The organism is Nocardioides alkalitolerans, assembly GCA_038184435.1.
GTDB lineage: Bacteria > Actinomycetota > Actinomycetes > Propionibacteriales > Nocardioidaceae > Nocardioides > Nocardioides alkalitolerans_A.
This window is the reverse complement of record CP116227.1, coordinates 1111606-1126706: the sequence shown is the minus strand read 5'-3', so window position 1 is coordinate 1126706 and position 15101 is coordinate 1111606. Positions and strand designations below refer to the sequence as shown.

Annotated in this window: 11 protein-coding genes; 3 read left to right on the top strand and 8 right to left on the bottom strand. The window is 74.8% G+C overall.

The window, feature by feature from the left end:
* Positions 1-100 precede the first annotated feature (100 nt).
* The 3 genes from PIR53_05455 to PIR53_05445 are packed head-to-tail and all read right to left on the bottom strand — an operon-like array spanning position 101 to position 2216.
* Positions 101-1432 carry an MFS transporter gene (locus tag PIR53_05455; GenBank protein WZH53444.1) on the bottom strand — a complete coding sequence of 444 codons (1332 nt, stop codon included), beginning with the start codon at positions 1430-1432 and terminating at the stop codon, positions 101-103.
* Positions 1429-1623 (bottom strand): DUF3046 domain-containing protein, encoded by a 195-nt coding sequence (locus PIR53_05450; protein WZH53443.1) that lies wholly within the window; start codon positions 1621-1623, stop codon positions 1429-1431. The genes PIR53_05455 and PIR53_05450 overlap by 4 nt, the downstream gene beginning before the upstream one ends.
* Positions 1620-2216, bottom strand: a complete 597-nt coding sequence (locus PIR53_05445) for a DinB family protein (protein WZH53442.1) — start codon at positions 2214-2216, stop codon at positions 1620-1622. Before PIR53_05445 ends, PIR53_05450 begins: the two co-directional genes overlap by 4 nt.
* A 192-nt stretch (positions 2217-2408) precedes the next feature.
* On the opposite strand from PIR53_05445, the gene PIR53_05440 reads away from it, so the two are divergent.
* The 3 genes from PIR53_05440 (at position 2409) to PIR53_05430 (ending at position 8542) form a co-directional block, all read left to right on the top strand.
* Positions 2409-2939 (top strand): GNAT family N-acetyltransferase, encoded by a 531-nt coding sequence (locus PIR53_05440; GenBank protein WZH53441.1) that lies wholly within the window; start codon positions 2409-2411, stop codon positions 2937-2939.
* Positions 2940-3012: 73 nt separating this feature from the next.
* Complete coding sequence (locus tag PIR53_05435; GenBank protein WZH53440.1) at positions 3013-7740, top strand: ATP-dependent helicase; 4728 nt, start codon at positions 3013-3015, stop codon at positions 7738-7740.
* The gene (locus PIR53_05430; protein WZH53439.1) at positions 7733-8542 is read left to right on the top strand and encodes an Fpg/Nei family DNA glycosylase; all 810 of its coding nucleotides are present in this window, start codon (positions 7733-7735) and stop codon (positions 8540-8542) included. The genes PIR53_05435 and PIR53_05430 overlap by 8 nt, the downstream gene beginning before the upstream one ends.
* Positions 8543-8565: 23 nt before the next feature.
* Here PIR53_05430 and PIR53_05425 read toward each other — a convergent pair whose 3' ends face one another.
* The 5 genes from PIR53_05425 to rimO form a co-directional block, all read right to left on the bottom strand.
* Positions 8566-8889, bottom strand: coding sequence for a helix-turn-helix transcriptional regulator (locus tag PIR53_05425; protein WZH53438.1), 324 nt, complete (start codon positions 8887-8889; stop codon positions 8566-8568).
* 84 nt (positions 8890-8973) lie between these two features.
* Positions 8974-9474 carry a CinA family protein gene (locus PIR53_05420; protein WZH53437.1) on the bottom strand — a complete coding sequence of 167 codons (501 nt, stop codon included), beginning with the start codon at positions 9472-9474 and terminating at the stop codon, positions 8974-8976.
* 45 nt (positions 9475-9519) lie between these two features.
* Positions 9520-12648, bottom strand: coding sequence for an ExeM/NucH family extracellular endonuclease (locus tag PIR53_05415; protein ID WZH53436.1), 3129 nt, complete (start codon positions 12646-12648; stop codon positions 9520-9522).
* Between the two features lie 225 nt (positions 12649-12873).
* Entirely contained in the window at positions 12874-13515 is a 642-nt protein-coding gene (gene pgsA, locus PIR53_05410; protein ID WZH53435.1) for a CDP-diacylglycerol--glycerol-3-phosphate 3-phosphatidyltransferase, read from the bottom strand.
* Entirely contained in the window at positions 13512-14963 is a 1452-nt protein-coding gene (rimO, locus tag PIR53_05405) for a 30S ribosomal protein S12 methylthiotransferase RimO (protein ID WZH54402.1), read from the bottom strand. Before rimO ends, pgsA begins: the two co-directional genes overlap by 4 nt.
* Between the last annotated feature and the right edge of the window lie 138 nt (positions 14964-15101).

The following is a 15101-nucleotide window of genomic DNA, read 5'->3' as shown; positions in this document are numbered from 1 at the left end:
CCTGGGGAGAACTCGACCCGATCACGTGCCTGTGGACAGCAAGCGTAGACGAACACGTGTTCGACGGACCACTCCGCCGCCCGGCGTGTCGCGACGACGCTCAGCCGGCGGCGTGCTCCGCGTCCGTGGGCACCGTTCCCGCGCGTACCGTCACCGCGGCCGCGCCGAACAGCACCAGCACGAGCACCGCGGCCCCCGCGGCCAGCCAGCCGAAGCCCCACGCCCCCACCACGACGCCGGCGAGCGCACCCCCGACGGCGGCGGTGAGGCCCATCACCATGTCGGAGGCGCCCTGCACATCGGTGCGCGCCTCGAGCGGGGTGCCGTCCGCGATCGCGGTCGACGCCGCCACCGTCGCGAACGACCAGCCCAGGCCCAGGAGGAACAGGCCGGTCGCGATGTGCCAGGAGTGCCCCTCCGGCGACGTGCCCGCGAGCCCCAGGGAGACGAGCAGCACGGCGGCGCCGATCCCCAGCGCGCGACCGCGGCCCCAGCGGTCGGCCACGAGTCCCACGACCGGTGAGAAGGCGAACATGCCGAGCACGTGGATGCTGATGACCAGGCCGATCACGTCGAGCTCCGCCCCACCGTGCTCCATGTGCAGCGGCGTCATGACCATCACGGCGACCATCACCGCGTGCGCGCACGAGAGCGCCACGACCGCGGCCGTCACGGCGGGTCGGGTCGCGAGGACCTCGCCCACCACCGACCAGTCGATGCCCCGGCGGCGGGCCGACGGCGGGAGGACGGTCCCGGCATCGGCGACCGCCAGCCGCCGCGCCGTCAGCAGCGGGTCGGGACGGAGCCCCACCCCGACGACGAGCGCCGCCAGCAGCATCGCGACAGCGCCGACCACGAACGGGCCGGTGAGCTCGGGAACGCCGATCCGGCCGGCGACCCAGCCCGACAGCCCCGTCAGGTTGGGGCCGGCGACCGCACCGATCGTCGTCGCCCACACCACGAGCGACAGGGCGCGACCGCGGCGCAGCGGCGCGGCCAGGTCGACCGCGGCGTACCGCGACCCGCTGTTCGCCGCCGTCATCGCGCCCAGCAGCGCCGAGCCCACGAGCAGCAGGGCCATGGACCCGACCACGCCCGCGACCACGGCGAGCGCGGCCCCCGCGGCGCCCGTCAGCATGCCGGCGAGCAGCCCGAGCCGGCGTCCCCGGGACGCCATGAGCCCCGCGAGCACGTACGCCGCGGCGGCGGCCCCGACGACCTGGGCGGTCTGGGCGAGACCGGCCTGCGCGTCCGAGCCGGACAGGTCGCGGGCCAGGAGGCTCGCCGTCGCGATGCCGATGGTGATGCCCACGGCGCCGACGGCCTGGGCCAGCACGAGGACCACGACGGTACGTCGCTGGATGCGGGCGGCCTCGTCCGGTCCGCCCGGGAAGGCCGTGACCCCCGCGGCGGGCTCGGGGAGGGCGGTCACCGCTCGGACTCGGGCAGCTCGAGCGTGCGGTGCACGACGGCCCAGACGGCTTTCGGGTCCTCCCCCGCGTCCAGGGCCTCGACCGCGGTGCGGTTGCCGAGCGCCGGCATGACGTGGCTGTTCGCCCAGGCCCGGGTCCGCCCAGGGCCGATGGCGGCCTCGAGACGCTTCCAGAACTCGGTGTGCCTCACGCCGCGCCACCGCCCGGCACCGGCGCGCCGACGTCGTGGAGGTGGTGGAGGACGTCGTGCAGGTGGTAGCGCGCCAGCGTCGTCACCGTGAAGGCGGACCCGTTGCTGCGCAGCCCGCGCCGGCCGGCGTCCTCGGGGCGGACGGCGGCGTAGCGGTCCGCCACCCGGGCCGACGCTGCCGCGAGCTCGCGAGCCACCCCCCGGGGGTCCTCGAGGTCGTAGCGCCCCTCGGCCGCGGCGGCGTCCTGGTCCCAGTTCGCGAAGGTGGCCCCCGCGTCGCCGGTCGCGGCCAGCACCAGGGCCAGCCGGTCGTCGAAGACCCGGTGCACGTCGCGGACGTGCGCGGCGTACTCCGTCGTGGACCACACTCCCGGCCGTGGGCGTCGCCGGAGCTGCTCGCGATCGACCCCCGGCCCGTCGAGCACCGTGGTCCACGTCGCGGACGCCGCGGCCAACAGGCCGGGGACGGCGGCCAGGGGAACGGCCCCGGCGGTGACGCCGCAGTCGGGGCACGGACGGTCCAGCACCCAGGTCCAGTCCTTGGTGTCGGCGTCGGCTGCGACGAAGGGCTCGTCGGTGGTCACCTCACTCACGCGGGCCATGATCGCAGGGGTGGGCCGCGCCGGGGAGCGCGGAGGCTGCCAACCGTGGACGGGACACTGCCGCTCGGGGAATCCGGTCCCCCAGGCGCCGCCTCTCGGCGGACCCCTCCGCGGCCCCCTCTGCTGCCCCCCTCTGCGGCCCCCTTGCGGCCCGTCACGTCGGCACGGGGGCAGAATGCCCGGATGGACGACTACGCGACGCGGTCCGCCCACGAGCACGACCTCCCCCGGATCTCGGCGATCTACAACCACGCCGTCGAGCACTCCCTCGCGACGTTCGACCTCGAGCCACCCGACCGGGAGTACTGGCGGCAGCGCCTCGACGGCCAGCACCCCGGCGACCACCTCATCGTCGCGGTGGACGCCGCCGACGATGTCGTCGGCTACGCCTACTCGTGGTCGTTCCGGCCGCGTCCCGCCTACGACCTGACGCGCGAGACGTCCATCTACCTCGACAACTCCGTGCGCGGGCGCGGGATCGGGCGCCTCCTCTACCCCGCCCTGCTGCAGACGATGGCCGTCTCGGGCGTGCACACCGCCATCGCGGCGGTCGCCCTGCCCAACCCGGCGAGCGAGCGGCTGCACGTCGCCTGCGGGTTCACCAAGGTGGGCGAGTTCAAGGAGGTCGGCAACAAGTTCGACCAGTGGATCGACATGGCTTTCTACCAGCGCATGCTCGTCAACATGCCGACGGGGGACGCGATCCGGGACTGATCCGGCCAGCTGGCCGGCCGGCTGGCCGGCCGGCCCGTCAGGACTGTCGGTGCACGCTGCAAGGATGAACGGCATGTCCGCATCCGCGCTCGCTCGGTTCTCCGAGGTGACCCAGGCGTGGTTCACGGCTGCCTTCGCGACGCCGACGCCGGCGCAGGAAGGGGCCTGGGACGCGATCGGCTCCGGCAGCCACGCCCTCGTGGTCGCCCCGACCGGGTCGGGCAAGACGCTCGCGGCGTTCCTGTCCGCGATCGACCGGCTGACCACGACGCCCCCGCCCGAGGAGCCGGCCCACCGCTGCCGGGTGCTTTACGTGTCGCCGCTGAAGGCGCTGGCGGTCGACGTGGAGCGCAACCTGCGCACCCCCCTGGTCGGTCTCCGCGCGACCGGCGAGCGCCTGGGCGTGGAGGTGCCGCAGGTGCAGGTCGGCGTGCGCTCCGGCGACACCTCGGCCGCTGACCGACGCCGTCTCGGCACGCGCCCGCCCGACATCCTCATCACGACCCCCGAGTCGCTCTTCCTCATGCTCACCTCCCAGGCCCGGGAGGCCCTGCGGGGCGTCGAGACGGTGATCGTCGACGAGGTCCACGCCGTGGCGGGCAGCAAGCGGGGCGCCCACCTCGCGCTCACCCTCGAGCGCCTCGACGCCCTCCTCCCCCAGCCGGCGCAACGGGTCGGCCTGTCGGCGACCGTCCGCCCGATCGAGGAGGTCGCGCGGTTCCTCGCCGGCGGCCGCCCCGTCGAGATCGTCGCGCCGCCGTCGCAGAAGCAGTGGGACCTCGGGGTCGTCGTGCCGGTCGAGGACATGACTGCCCCGGGCGAGTACGACGAGGACGATCCCGACTCCGGACGAGCGGCCACCTCCATCTGGCCGCACGTCGAGGAGCGCGTGCTCGACCTCGTGGAGTCCCACCGCTCGACGATCGTCTTCACCAACTCGCGTCGCGTCTCCGAGCGCCTCACGGCGCGGCTCAACACCCTCGCGCAGGAGCGGGCCGAGGCGCGCGAGACCGGTGACGGGGAAGGCCCCGGGGCCGGGACGCCCACCCGGCCTCCTGCCGAGCTGGCCGGCCAGTCCGGCTCCACGACGGGCGCCGCCGCTCTCGTCGCCCGCGCCCACCACGGGTCGGTCTCCAAGGAGCAGCGGGAGATCATCGAGGACGACCTGAAGAGCGGGCGCCTCCCCTGCGTCGTCGCCACGAGCAGCCTCGAGCTGGGCATCGACATGGGCGCGGTCGACCTCGTGGTGCAGATCGGCTCGCCCCCGAGCGTCGCGAGCGCCCTCCAGCGCGTCGGGCGCGCCGGCCACCAGGTCGGCGAGGTGTCCCACGGCGTGCTCTTCCCCCAGTTCCGGGCCGACCTGGCGCCGACGGTCGTCGCCGTCGACTCCATGCGGACGGGGGCGATCGAGTCGCTCCGCGTGCCGTCCAACCCGCTCGACGTGCTCGCGCAGCAGGTGGTCGCCGCCGTCGCGCTCGAGCCCTCCCACGTCGACGAGCTCTTCGCCCTCGTGCGTCGGGCGGCCCCGTACGCGACGCTGCCGCGCAGCGCCTACGACGCGACCCTCGACCTGCTGAGCGGCCGCTACCCGTCCGACGAGTTCGCCGAGCTGCGCCCCCGTCTGGTCTGGGACCGCGTGACCGGCAACCTCACCGCACGTCCGGGCGCGCAGCGCCTGGCCGTCACGAGCGGCGGCACGATCCCCGACCGCGGCCTCTTCGGTGTCTTCATCGTCGGGGGCGACGAGCGCGGGCGCGGTCCCGGTCGCCGCGTCGGCGAGCTCGACGAGGAGATGGTCTACGAGTCGCGGGTCGGCGACGTCTTCGCCCTGGGTGCCACGAGCTGGCGGATCGAGGACATCACCCACGACCAGGTGCTCGTCACCCCGGCGCCCGGGGTGCCCGGCCGGCTGCCGTTCTGGCACGGCGACTCCCCCGGCCGCCCGGCCGAGCTGGGAGCCGCGGTCGGCGCGCTCCACCGCGAGCTGGGTGCGCTCCCCGAGCCGCAGGCGGTGGCCCGCGCCGTCGAGAGTGGTCTCGACGAGTGGGCCGCCGGCAACCTGGTGGCGTACGTTGCGGAGCAGCGCGAGACGACGACGGTGCTGCCCAGCGACCGCACGCTCGTGCTCGAGCGGTTCCGCGACGAGCTCGGCGACTGGCGGCTGGTGCTGCACTCGCCGTACGGGATCCCCGTCCACGCCCCCTGGGCGCTGGCGATCAACGCGCGGGTGCGGGAGCGGTACGGCGTCGACGGGCAGGCGCACGCGTTCGACGACGGCATCGTCGTGCGGCTGCCCGACACCGGTGAGGACCCGCCGGGCGGCGACGTGCTCGTGTTCGAGCCCGAGGAGCTGGAGGCGATCGTCACCACCGAGGTGGGTGGGTCGTCCCTGTTCGCGCAGCGCTTCCGCGAGTGCGCGGCGCGCGCGCTCCTGCTCCCCCGGCGCCAGCCGGGCCGCCGGTCCCCGCTGTGGCAGCAGCGGCAGCGGGCCTCGCAGCTGCTCGAGGTCGCGGAGAAGTACCCGTCGTTCCCCGTCGTGCTGGAGACCGTGCGGGAGTGCCTGCAGGACGTCTACGACCTGCCGGCGCTGCTGGAGCTGCACCGGCGAGTCGACCGGCGCGAGGTGCAGGTGGTCGACGTCGACACCAGCGCACCCTCGCCGTTCGCCCGCTCGCTGCTGTTCGGCTACGTGGCGCAGTTCCTCTACGAGGGCGACTCACCGCTGGCGGAGCGGCGCGCGGCGGCCCTCTCGCTCGACCCGGCGCTGCTGGCCGAGCTGCTCGGCCGCACCGAGCTGCGTGACCTGCTCGACCCCGACGTGATCGCCGAGGTCGAGCAGGAGCTGCAGCGCACCACCGCCGACCGGGGCGCCCGCGACGCCGAGGGCGTCGTGGACCTCCTGCGCGTGGTGGGCCCGCTGAGCGAGGCGGAGGTGGCCGCACGCGTCACGGAGCCGGCGGCGGCCGCGGAGTGGTTGCGCAGCCTGGCGGACGCGCGCCGAGCCGTCGTGGTGCGGATGGCCGGCGACGAGCGGTGGGCCGTGGTGGAGGACGTCGGCCGGCTGCGCGACGCGCTCGGTGTCGCGGTGCCCCCCGGGGTCGCCCAGGTCTTCGCCGAGCCGGTCGCCGACCCGCTCGGCGACCTGGTCGCGCGGTACGCGCGCACCCACGGCCCGTTCACGACCGCCGACGTCGCCGCCCGGCTGGCGCTGGGCACCGCGGTCGTGGAGACCACGCTGCAGCGCCTGCGCACGGAGGGTCGGGTCACCGACGGCGAGTTCCGCCCGGGCGGCAGCGGGGCCGAGTGGTGCGACAACGAGGTGCTGCGCCGGATCCGCCGCCGGTCGCTGGCGCGGCTGCGCCAGGAGGTCGAGCCAGTCGACCCGGCCGCCCTCGCGCGCTTCCTCCCGGCCTGGCAGCAAGTCGCCGCGGCCCCGCCGCCCGAGCCCGACACCGATCGCCCGCGCCCGGGCCAGCCCCGCCCGCGCGGCGCCGGTCGCCGTGGGGGGCTCCACGGTGTCGACGGCGTGCTCACGGCCATCGACCAGCTCGCCGGGTGCGCGCTCCCGGCGAGCGCGTGGGAGTCGCTCGTGCTGCCCGCCCGGGTGCGCGACTACGCGCCCGCGATGCTGGACGAGCTGACCGCCGGGGGCGAGGTGGTGTGGGCCGGCCAGGGCGCGCTCCCCGGCTCCGACGGGTGGGTGACGCTCCACCCGGTCGACTCGGCCGACCTGACCCTCCCGCTGCCCGCGCCCCACGACGCCTCGGAGCTGCACGACGCCGTGCTCGCCGCGCTCGCGCCGGGCGGCGCGTGGTTCTTCCGCCAGCTGGGCGACGCTGTCGGCACGACCGACGACGGCGCCCTCGCCGGTGCCCTGTGGGACCTGGTGTGGGCGGGCCGCGTCACCAACGACACGTTCGCGCCCCTGCGCGGCCGGCTGGGCGGCACCGGGGCCCACCGGTCGGCACGCCGTGCCCCGCGCACGCGCAGCGGATCGGGTCGGTCCTTCCCGCCCCGCCCCGGCCGCGGGGGCGTGGGCTCGCGGGCCGGCGGCGTGGCCGGACCCGCGACGAGCGGCCGGTGGGCGGCCCTGCCGCCCGTCGACGAGGACGCGACCCGGCGGGGGCACGCCGCGGCGGAGGCGCTGCTCGCCCGTCACGGCGTCGTCACCCGCGGCGCGGTCGTCGCGGAGCGACTCCCGGGCGGGTTCGCCGGGGCTTACCGCGTGCTGTCGGCGTTCGAGGAGTCGGGCCGCACCCGCCGGGGGTACTTCGTCGCCGGCCTGGGCGCCGCCCAGTTCGGCACCACCGGCGCCGTGGACCGGCTGCGCACCTTCGCCGAGCCCGCCGGGGGCGTCGACGGCGCGGCGGGCGAGCCCGCGACGTACGTGCTCGCCGCGACGGATCCGGCGAACCCGTACGGCGCGGCACTGCCCTGGCCCGACCGGCCGGGCTCGGTCGGCCGCGGGGGCGAGGAGCCCGGCGAGGCCGAGGCTCCGGCGGGCGCCCACCGCCCCGGCCGCAAGGCCGGCGCCCTGGTGGTGACGGTGGACGGCGAGCTGGTGCTCTACGTGGAGCGGGGCGGGCGCACGCTGCTGACGTTCACCGGGGAGGCCGATCCGCTCGGCCGCGCGGCGCACGCGCTGGCGGGCGCCGTGCACCGCGGGGCCCTCGGCCGGCTGACCGTCGAGCAGGCCGACGGTGCCCAGCTCCTCGGCGGCGCCCGGGACACGCCGGTGCGGGCCGCCCTCGACGCCGCCGGCTTCGTGGCCACGCCGAAGGGACTGCGTCTCCGTGCCTGAGGGCGACACCGTCCTGCAGGCGGCCCGACGCCTCGACCGGGCGCTGCAGGGGCGCGTGCTGGACCGGGTGGACCTGCGGGTGCCGCGGTACGCGACCGTCGACCTCGACGGGGCGCGCTACGCCGGCACGATCCCCCGCGGGAAGCACCTCCTCACCCGTCTCGAGCACGCGAGCGGTGCGTGGACGCTGCACACCCACCTCAAGATGGAGGGCATCTGGCAGACCACGACGGCGCGCGACGGTCGCTGGCGGCGCCCCGCCCACCAGGCGCGCGTCGTGCTGACCGCCGGTCCGGTGCAGGCGATCGGGTTCGCGCTGGGCGTCGTCGACCTGATGCCGACCAGCGACGAGGACGACGCGGTCGGCCACCTCGGACCGGACCTGCTCGGTCCCGACTGGGATCCCCGCGAGGCCGAGCGGCGGCTCCGCGAGCGTCCGGAGCGTCCCCTCGTCGAGGCGCTGCTCGACCAGCGCAACTTGGCCGGCATCGGCAACGTCTACGTCAACGAGATCTGTTTCGTGATGGGGCTGCACCCGAGCCGCCCGGTCGCCGCCGTGCCCGACCTGCCACGCCTGCTCACCCGCTCGCAGGCCATGCTCGACGCCAACCGCGAGCGCTCCTCCCGCTGCACGACCGGCGTGCTGCGCCGCGGACAGCAGCTGTGGGTCTACGGGCGCGCGGGCGACCCGTGCCGACGGTGCGGCACGACGGTGCAGGTCGTGATGCGGGCGGAGACGGACGCCCCCGAGCGGGGCGAGCGGTCGACGTACTGGTGCCCCCACTGCCAGCCGGAGGGCTGAGCGGGAGCGGACGAGGGCGGCCGTCAGGCCGCGGAGGCGACCACCGCGTCGGGCTCCGGACGCGGACGGGACGGACGCGCCGACACGGTGATCGGCACGGGCGCCGCGAGCGACTCCTCGCGGGCGACCTCGCTGCTCACCTCGAGCAGCACCGTCGACAACGGGACGTCGAGGGCGGCGCACAGCGACGCCAACAGCTCGCTCGACGCCTCCTTCTGGCCGCGCTCCACCTCGGAGATGTAGCCGAGGCTCACCCGGGCTCCCGCCGAGACCTCGCGCAGGGTCATGCCCTGCTGCACGCGACGACGACGGAGGACGTCGCCCAGTGAGTGCCGGTAGAGCACCATGCGGCTGTCCTTTCTGATCGGGACCCTCAGGTGGTGTGCAACGCTACCCGATCCCTGTTTCATCCCGTCGGCACCTTCCGCGAGTCAGTGGTGCGGATCCTCCCGCACGGCGGCGACGAGCAGGCGCAGCGCGCCGGCCACGGTCGCCTCCTGGATGCCCGCCCGTCCGTCCGCGGCGGCGAGGTCGAGCCGCTCGCTGCGCACGCCGCCGGGCGTGAGGACGCCGACGAACACGGTGCCCACGGGCTTGCCCTCCTGCTCGTCCGGTCCCGCGACCCCGGTCGTGGCCACGGCGTGCGTGGCCGCGAGCAGGCGGGCCGCGCCCCGGGCCATCGCCTCGGCGCACGCGGCGGAGACGACGCCGTCGCGCTCCACCACCTCCGTCGGCACACCGAGGACGCCCACCTTGGCCTCCGTCGCGTAGGACACGACGCCGCCCCGGAACACCCGGGAGGCGCCGGGCACGCCGGTGAGGGCCGCCGCGACCCGGCCACCGGTCAGGGACTCCGCGACAGCGAGCGAGGCCCCCGACGCGACGAGCGCGTCGAGGGCCTCGACGGCGGCGGGGTGCGGATCAGGGCTCATGGCCCCATCCTCCCCCGCCGCCGGTGGAGCGCGGGTGCGGCCGGTTCAGCCGACCCGGATGGAGAGCACGCCGAACGCGGGCGACACCGTGCCGCTGCCCTCGTAGTAGACGCTCGCCCGGTGCGTGCCGGTGCGACCCGGCTGCAGGGTGACCGTCGCGAGTCCCCGGACGGCGAAGACGCGGAACGCCTTGCCGCCGTAGACCACGTTGACCCATCCGGTCGCCGGGAAGCCCGACGAGTTGCCGATGCGGATCGTCAGCGTGCCGCTGCGACCGGCCGGCAGGGGCTGCGTCGCGCTCAGCAGGAGGTTGGTGCGCGCCTTGCCGACCTGGATGGTCACGCCGCCGTCCGCCGCCTGCGTGGTCGCGTCGCCGCTGTAGCGCACCAGCACGCGGTACGACTTGGGCAGGAGCACGCGACGCGGCACCTCGACGACCGCCTGGCCGTCGACGACGTCGGCCGAGCCGATGATGCCGCCGTTCCAGTGCAGGTCGACCCGGCCGCCGGCCGCGCCCTCGGTCTCGATCTCGACCGGCACGCGCACGACGTCGCCGTACGCGTTCTGCACGGTGCCGGGGGCGACGACCGTGGCCGGGGCCGGCTCCGCCTCGCCGACCGCGATGCCCACGACGTGCGGCTCGTGGTCCGACGAGCGGTAGGGGTCCGGCGCGTAGAAGTCGGTCGCGTTGTAGTTGTACCGGCTGTACTCGTAGGCCACGGACTCGACCGCGTTGATCTCCCAGATGTCCGAGCCGGTCACCATCGCGGCGGCCGCCTCGTTGGCGAGCACGTGGTCGAGGGAGCCCGACATGCCGCTGAAGCTGTAGCTCCACTCGCCCTCGGAGGCGATGTCGGTGTAGCCCTCGTCGTACAGCAGCCGCAGCGGGTCCTCCTGGGTGTAGGAGTTGAAGTCACCCGTGAGGAAGACCGCCTCGGTGTCCATCTCGTTCGCGAACTGGGCCGTGAAGTCGGCGAGGGACGCGGCCTGGCGGACGCGGTCGCCGTTCCACGCGCCCTGCTCGCCGTTGGCGTTGTCGCCGCTGCTGGGCGCGCCCGACGGGCTCTTCGACTTGAAGTGGTTGACGACGACCGCGAACGCGTCCTCGTCGGCACCGCCGGCCGGCTTGAACGCCTGGGCGAGCGGCTCGCGGGCGTTGGAGAAGGCGACGTCGTCGTCGTGGATGACGGACTGGCCCACCGTCTCGACCGAGTCCGGCTGGTAGATGAACGCCGTGCGGATGACGTCCTCGGACGCGGGCAGCACCTCGGGCGACGGCACGTAGGCCCAGTGGTCCGCGCCTGCCTGCTCGTTCAGCGCGGCGACGAGCGTCGCGAGCGCCGCATCGCGGTCGAGACCGAACGCGGCCGAGTTCTCGATCTCCTCGAGCGAGATGACGTCGGCGTCGATGGCGTTGATCGCCGCGACGATCTTGGCCTCCTGGCGCTCCAGGTTGGCCTGGTTCGCCGCGCCGCGCGGCCCGTTCGGGTCGCAGCGGTCGTTCGTGACGTTGGCGCCCTCACGGTCGGTGTAGTACGTGCACGAGCGTCCGCTGCCGGCCGCCGCCCACTCCTCACCGGTGGTCGTGAAGTAGTTGAGCACGTTGAAGGTCGCGAGCTGGAGGTCGCCGCCGACCTCCTCGGGGGCCGCGGTGCGCGTGTCCTCGAACGTCGCGGGGGCGGAGCCGTCGGCGGTCAGCAGCTCCGTGGGCTGGTACTTCCAGGCACCGTCGCGCCAGTCGACGACCACGGGCGCCGTGAAGGTGGCCGCGGCGTTGACCCGCACGGTCTCGCCACCGCTGACCCACGGCAGCGGGATCGCCTTGTTCGCGGCGCTCCCCAGGAAGTTGGTGCGGTTGCCGTCGTCGAGCGAGATCGCCCGAGCGGCGTTGTCCGCCTTGACGGCGTCGAGCTCCGGCGTGCCCGGACGGGCCACCTCGGTCGGCGTGATGAGCGGGGTGTCGCCCACCGCGAGGCCGATCTCGCCGAAGTTGTTGAGGTTGAAGTTGTTGGAGACCGTGTAGTCCTCGGTCGGCAGGACGAGCTCGCCCTCGTACTGCTCGCGCAGCTCCGGCGCGGGGAGCACGAACGCGCGCGGCTTGACCTCCTCGGCGGGCTCCGCGAGCACCGTGGTGCTGCCCTTCGAGGTCGCGCGCGCGTCCACCTGCGTGAGCCCGTTGAACTCCGTGGGCAGGCCCACGACCTCGACGTGGTCACCGATCTCGGGGTACGTCGTGCTCGGCGTGCCCAGCCACACGAAGACCGCGTCCGAGGCACCGCCCTCGGCCGGCTTCGGGTCGCCGCCGGTGCCCGCGGTCTGCAGGTAGAAGCCGTTGAGGCCACCGGTCGGGTACGACGCGGTGACGACGCCCCGCGTCCGCACGAGCGTGGTGCGGTCGAGCGGCGTCTCGGCACCCGTGCCCTGGATCTCCGCGATGGTCACGTCGTCCGGGTCGACCGGCTCCGGCTCCGGCTCCGGCTCGGGCTCGGGCGTCGTGGTGCTCGAGTTCTGCGGCGTCGGAGCCGCCACGGTGAAGTCGAGCGCGTTGTCGTCCCGGTCCTTGCTGTCGGCCGCGCGCTGCAGCGACGTCGGGTTCGTCGGGGCCTCCGCAGCCGGCGCGCCCTCGAAGGACGGCGCGGTCGGCGAGGCGCCGAGGAAGTCGACGATCGGCGCGCCGGTGACGTTGCCGACGGGCGGGTTGAGCGCCGTGGTGGTCGAGGCCAGCCAGACCTGTCCGCCGGTCGCGGACGCCGAGACGGTGCCGGTCGCGTCCGGGGTGGGCAGCGCCTTCGTGCCGCCGCTGCCCTTCGCCCACTGCACCAGGTAGTGGCCACCAGCCGGGATGTCGCCGGAGAGCGGCGTTACCTGGGCGGCGCTCGTGCCGGCGTTGTTGCGGTACTGCACCGACCAGCCGTTCAGCGAGATCGCGGTGGACGTCGGGTTGTAGAGCTCCACGAAGTCGTGGGTGTACTCGGCGCCACCGTTGCCACCGCCCCCGTAGAACTCGGAGATGACGACGCCGCTGCCGTCGACGGCGGCGGTGGCGGAACCGGGGAGGGCGGCCAGCGCGGAGACGGCGAGGCCGAGACCGAGACCGGCGGCGAGGGCGCGGCGTGGCCGGCGTGCCTCACCGGGTCGACGCGACGGGGACGGGCGGGGAGAAGGTTCGAGCACGAGCGACCTTTCACGGGAACCGTGCCGCCACGACGTCGGGGGTCGCGCGGCTGGACGACAACCGGTCCAGTCCACCCCGTGCCGGTGGATGAAAGCAATGATTCGCAGTGAACGATCGGTAACGGTTCGGTCGAGACGACCGTTGCGGCGCAGGTCGTCCGGCCTCCGGCCGCTCTCTCAGCCCGTGTCCAGCGCGGGCTCAGGAACGAGCCCGGGGAACGAGGCTCAGGCCCGCGCGGTCGCCCGCAGCGTGTGGCGCTGGCGGTAGAGGTCGCGGTAGAACTCGTATCCGGACCACAGCGTCATGGCGACGGCCGCGGCGAGGCCGACCTGCGCGGCGTAGAACACGACGAGACCGGGCACCTCGAGCCACCCGACGACGTCGCCGACGTGCAGCAGGGGCAGGCTCAGCGTGCCGAGAGCCACGCCCTGCAGCGCGGTCTTGATCTTCCCGCTCTGCTTGGCCGCGATGACGACCTGCTTGGCGACGGACAGGCGCAGCAGCGTCACGCTCCACTCGCGCACGAGCACGACGATCGCGACCCACCACCACACGTCGCCCACGATCGCGAGGCCGATGAGGGCCATGCCGGTGATCGCCTTGTCCGCGATGGGGTCCGCGATCTTGCCGAAGTCGGTGACGAGGTTGCGCGCCCGCGCGATGTCCCCGTCGACCTTGTCGGTGATCATGGCGACCGCGAAGATCGCCCAGGCGACGGTGCGCCACAGCACCGAGTCGCCGCCGTCGACGAGCAGCGCCCACCCGAAGAACGGCACGAGCACGATCCGCAGCGTCGTCAGCGCGTTGGGCAGGTTCCAGTTGCTGGGGCGGGCCGGCTCGGCCGTCCCGGTCGGCTCGTGCGTCATCGACGCCCTCCTGCGATCTCGGCCACCAGGTCGACGCCCTCGCTCGCCACGACCACGGCGGGGACGAGGTCGCCGACGCGCACGCCCTCCGGCAGGTCGCCGTCGGCGGTGACGAGGGTGGTCGTGCCGTCGACCTCGGGGCCCTGGTGGGCGGCACGCCCCTCCGGACCCTCCTCGTCGTCGAGCCGCTCGACGAGCACCTCGACGTGCTCGCCGATCCGCTCCTCGGCGCGCTGCGAGGTGAGCTGCTCGACGAGGTCGGTGACGTGCTCGGTGCGGGCCCGCACCTCGTCCTCGCTGTGCTTGCCGTCGAAGCCCGCGGCCTCCGTACCGTCCTCGTCGGAGTAGCCGAACACGCCGGTCACGTCGAGGCGGGCCGCCTCGAGGAACGCGCAGAGGGTCTCGACGTCTTCCTCGGTCTCCCCCGGGAAGCCGACGATGACGTTGGAGCGGATGCCCGCCTCCGGCGCGAGCGCGCGGATGCGCTCGAGCAGCGAGAGGAAGCTGTCGGGGTCGCCGAAGCGCCGCATGCGCCGCAGCACGGCGTTGCTGGCGTGCTGGAACGACAGGTCGAAGTACGGCGTGACGCCCGGCGTGGAGGCGATGGCCCGGATGAGGCCGGGGCGCGTCTCGGCGGGCTGCAGGTAGGACACCCGCACGCGGGCCACGCCCTCGACGGCAGCCAGCTCGGGCAGGAGCGTCTCGAGCAGCTTCACGTCGCCGAGGTCCTTGCCGTAGGACGTCGAGTTCTCGCTGACGAGGAACAGCTCGCGCACGCCCTGCTCCCCCAGCCAGCGCGCCTCCCCGAGCACGTCCGCGGGCCGGCGGCTCACGAAGGAGCCGCGGAAGCTGGGGATCGCGCAGAAGGTGCAGCGCCGGTCGCAGCCGCTCGCGAGCTTGAGCGGAGCCGTCGGGCCACCGTCGAGGCGACGCCGCACGGCCCGCGGGCCGCTCGCCGGCGCTGCGCCGAACGGCAGGTCGGGCGCGTGGCCGGGAACGCTCAGGCCGCTGGTGACCATCGCCTCGGCGCGCTCCACGGGGCTGATCGGGAGCAGCTTGCGACGGTCGGTCGGCGTGTGCGGGTGGTGGGCCTCGCCCGCGACGATGGCGCGGAGCCGCGCGGCGATGTCGGGGTAGTCGTCGAAGCCCAGCACCGCGTCGGCCTCGGGGAGGGAGTCGGCGAGCTCCGCGCCGTATCGCTCCGCGAGGCAGCCGACGGCCACCACGGCGCGGGTCGTGCCGCCCTCCTTGAGGTCGGCGGCGGCCAGCAGCGTGTCCACCGAGTCCTTCTTCGCCGACTCGACGAAGCCGCAGGTGTTGACGACCACCGTGTCGGCCGCGTCGGGGTCGTCGACCAGGCGGAAGCCACCGGCCTCGAGGCGCCCGGCCAGCTCCTCGGAGTCGACCTCGTTGCGGGCGCAGCCGAGGGTCACCATCGCGACCGACAGCGGCTCGGCGCCGTCGGCGGCGGTGGGGCGGGAGGGCGCGGTGGAGGCAGTCATGATCCCGTCGAGTATGCCCGCACCCGCGGGGCGGCGTCGAAACGGCGCGACGCCGGCCGCGCGGACGCAGCGGGGGTGGAGGCG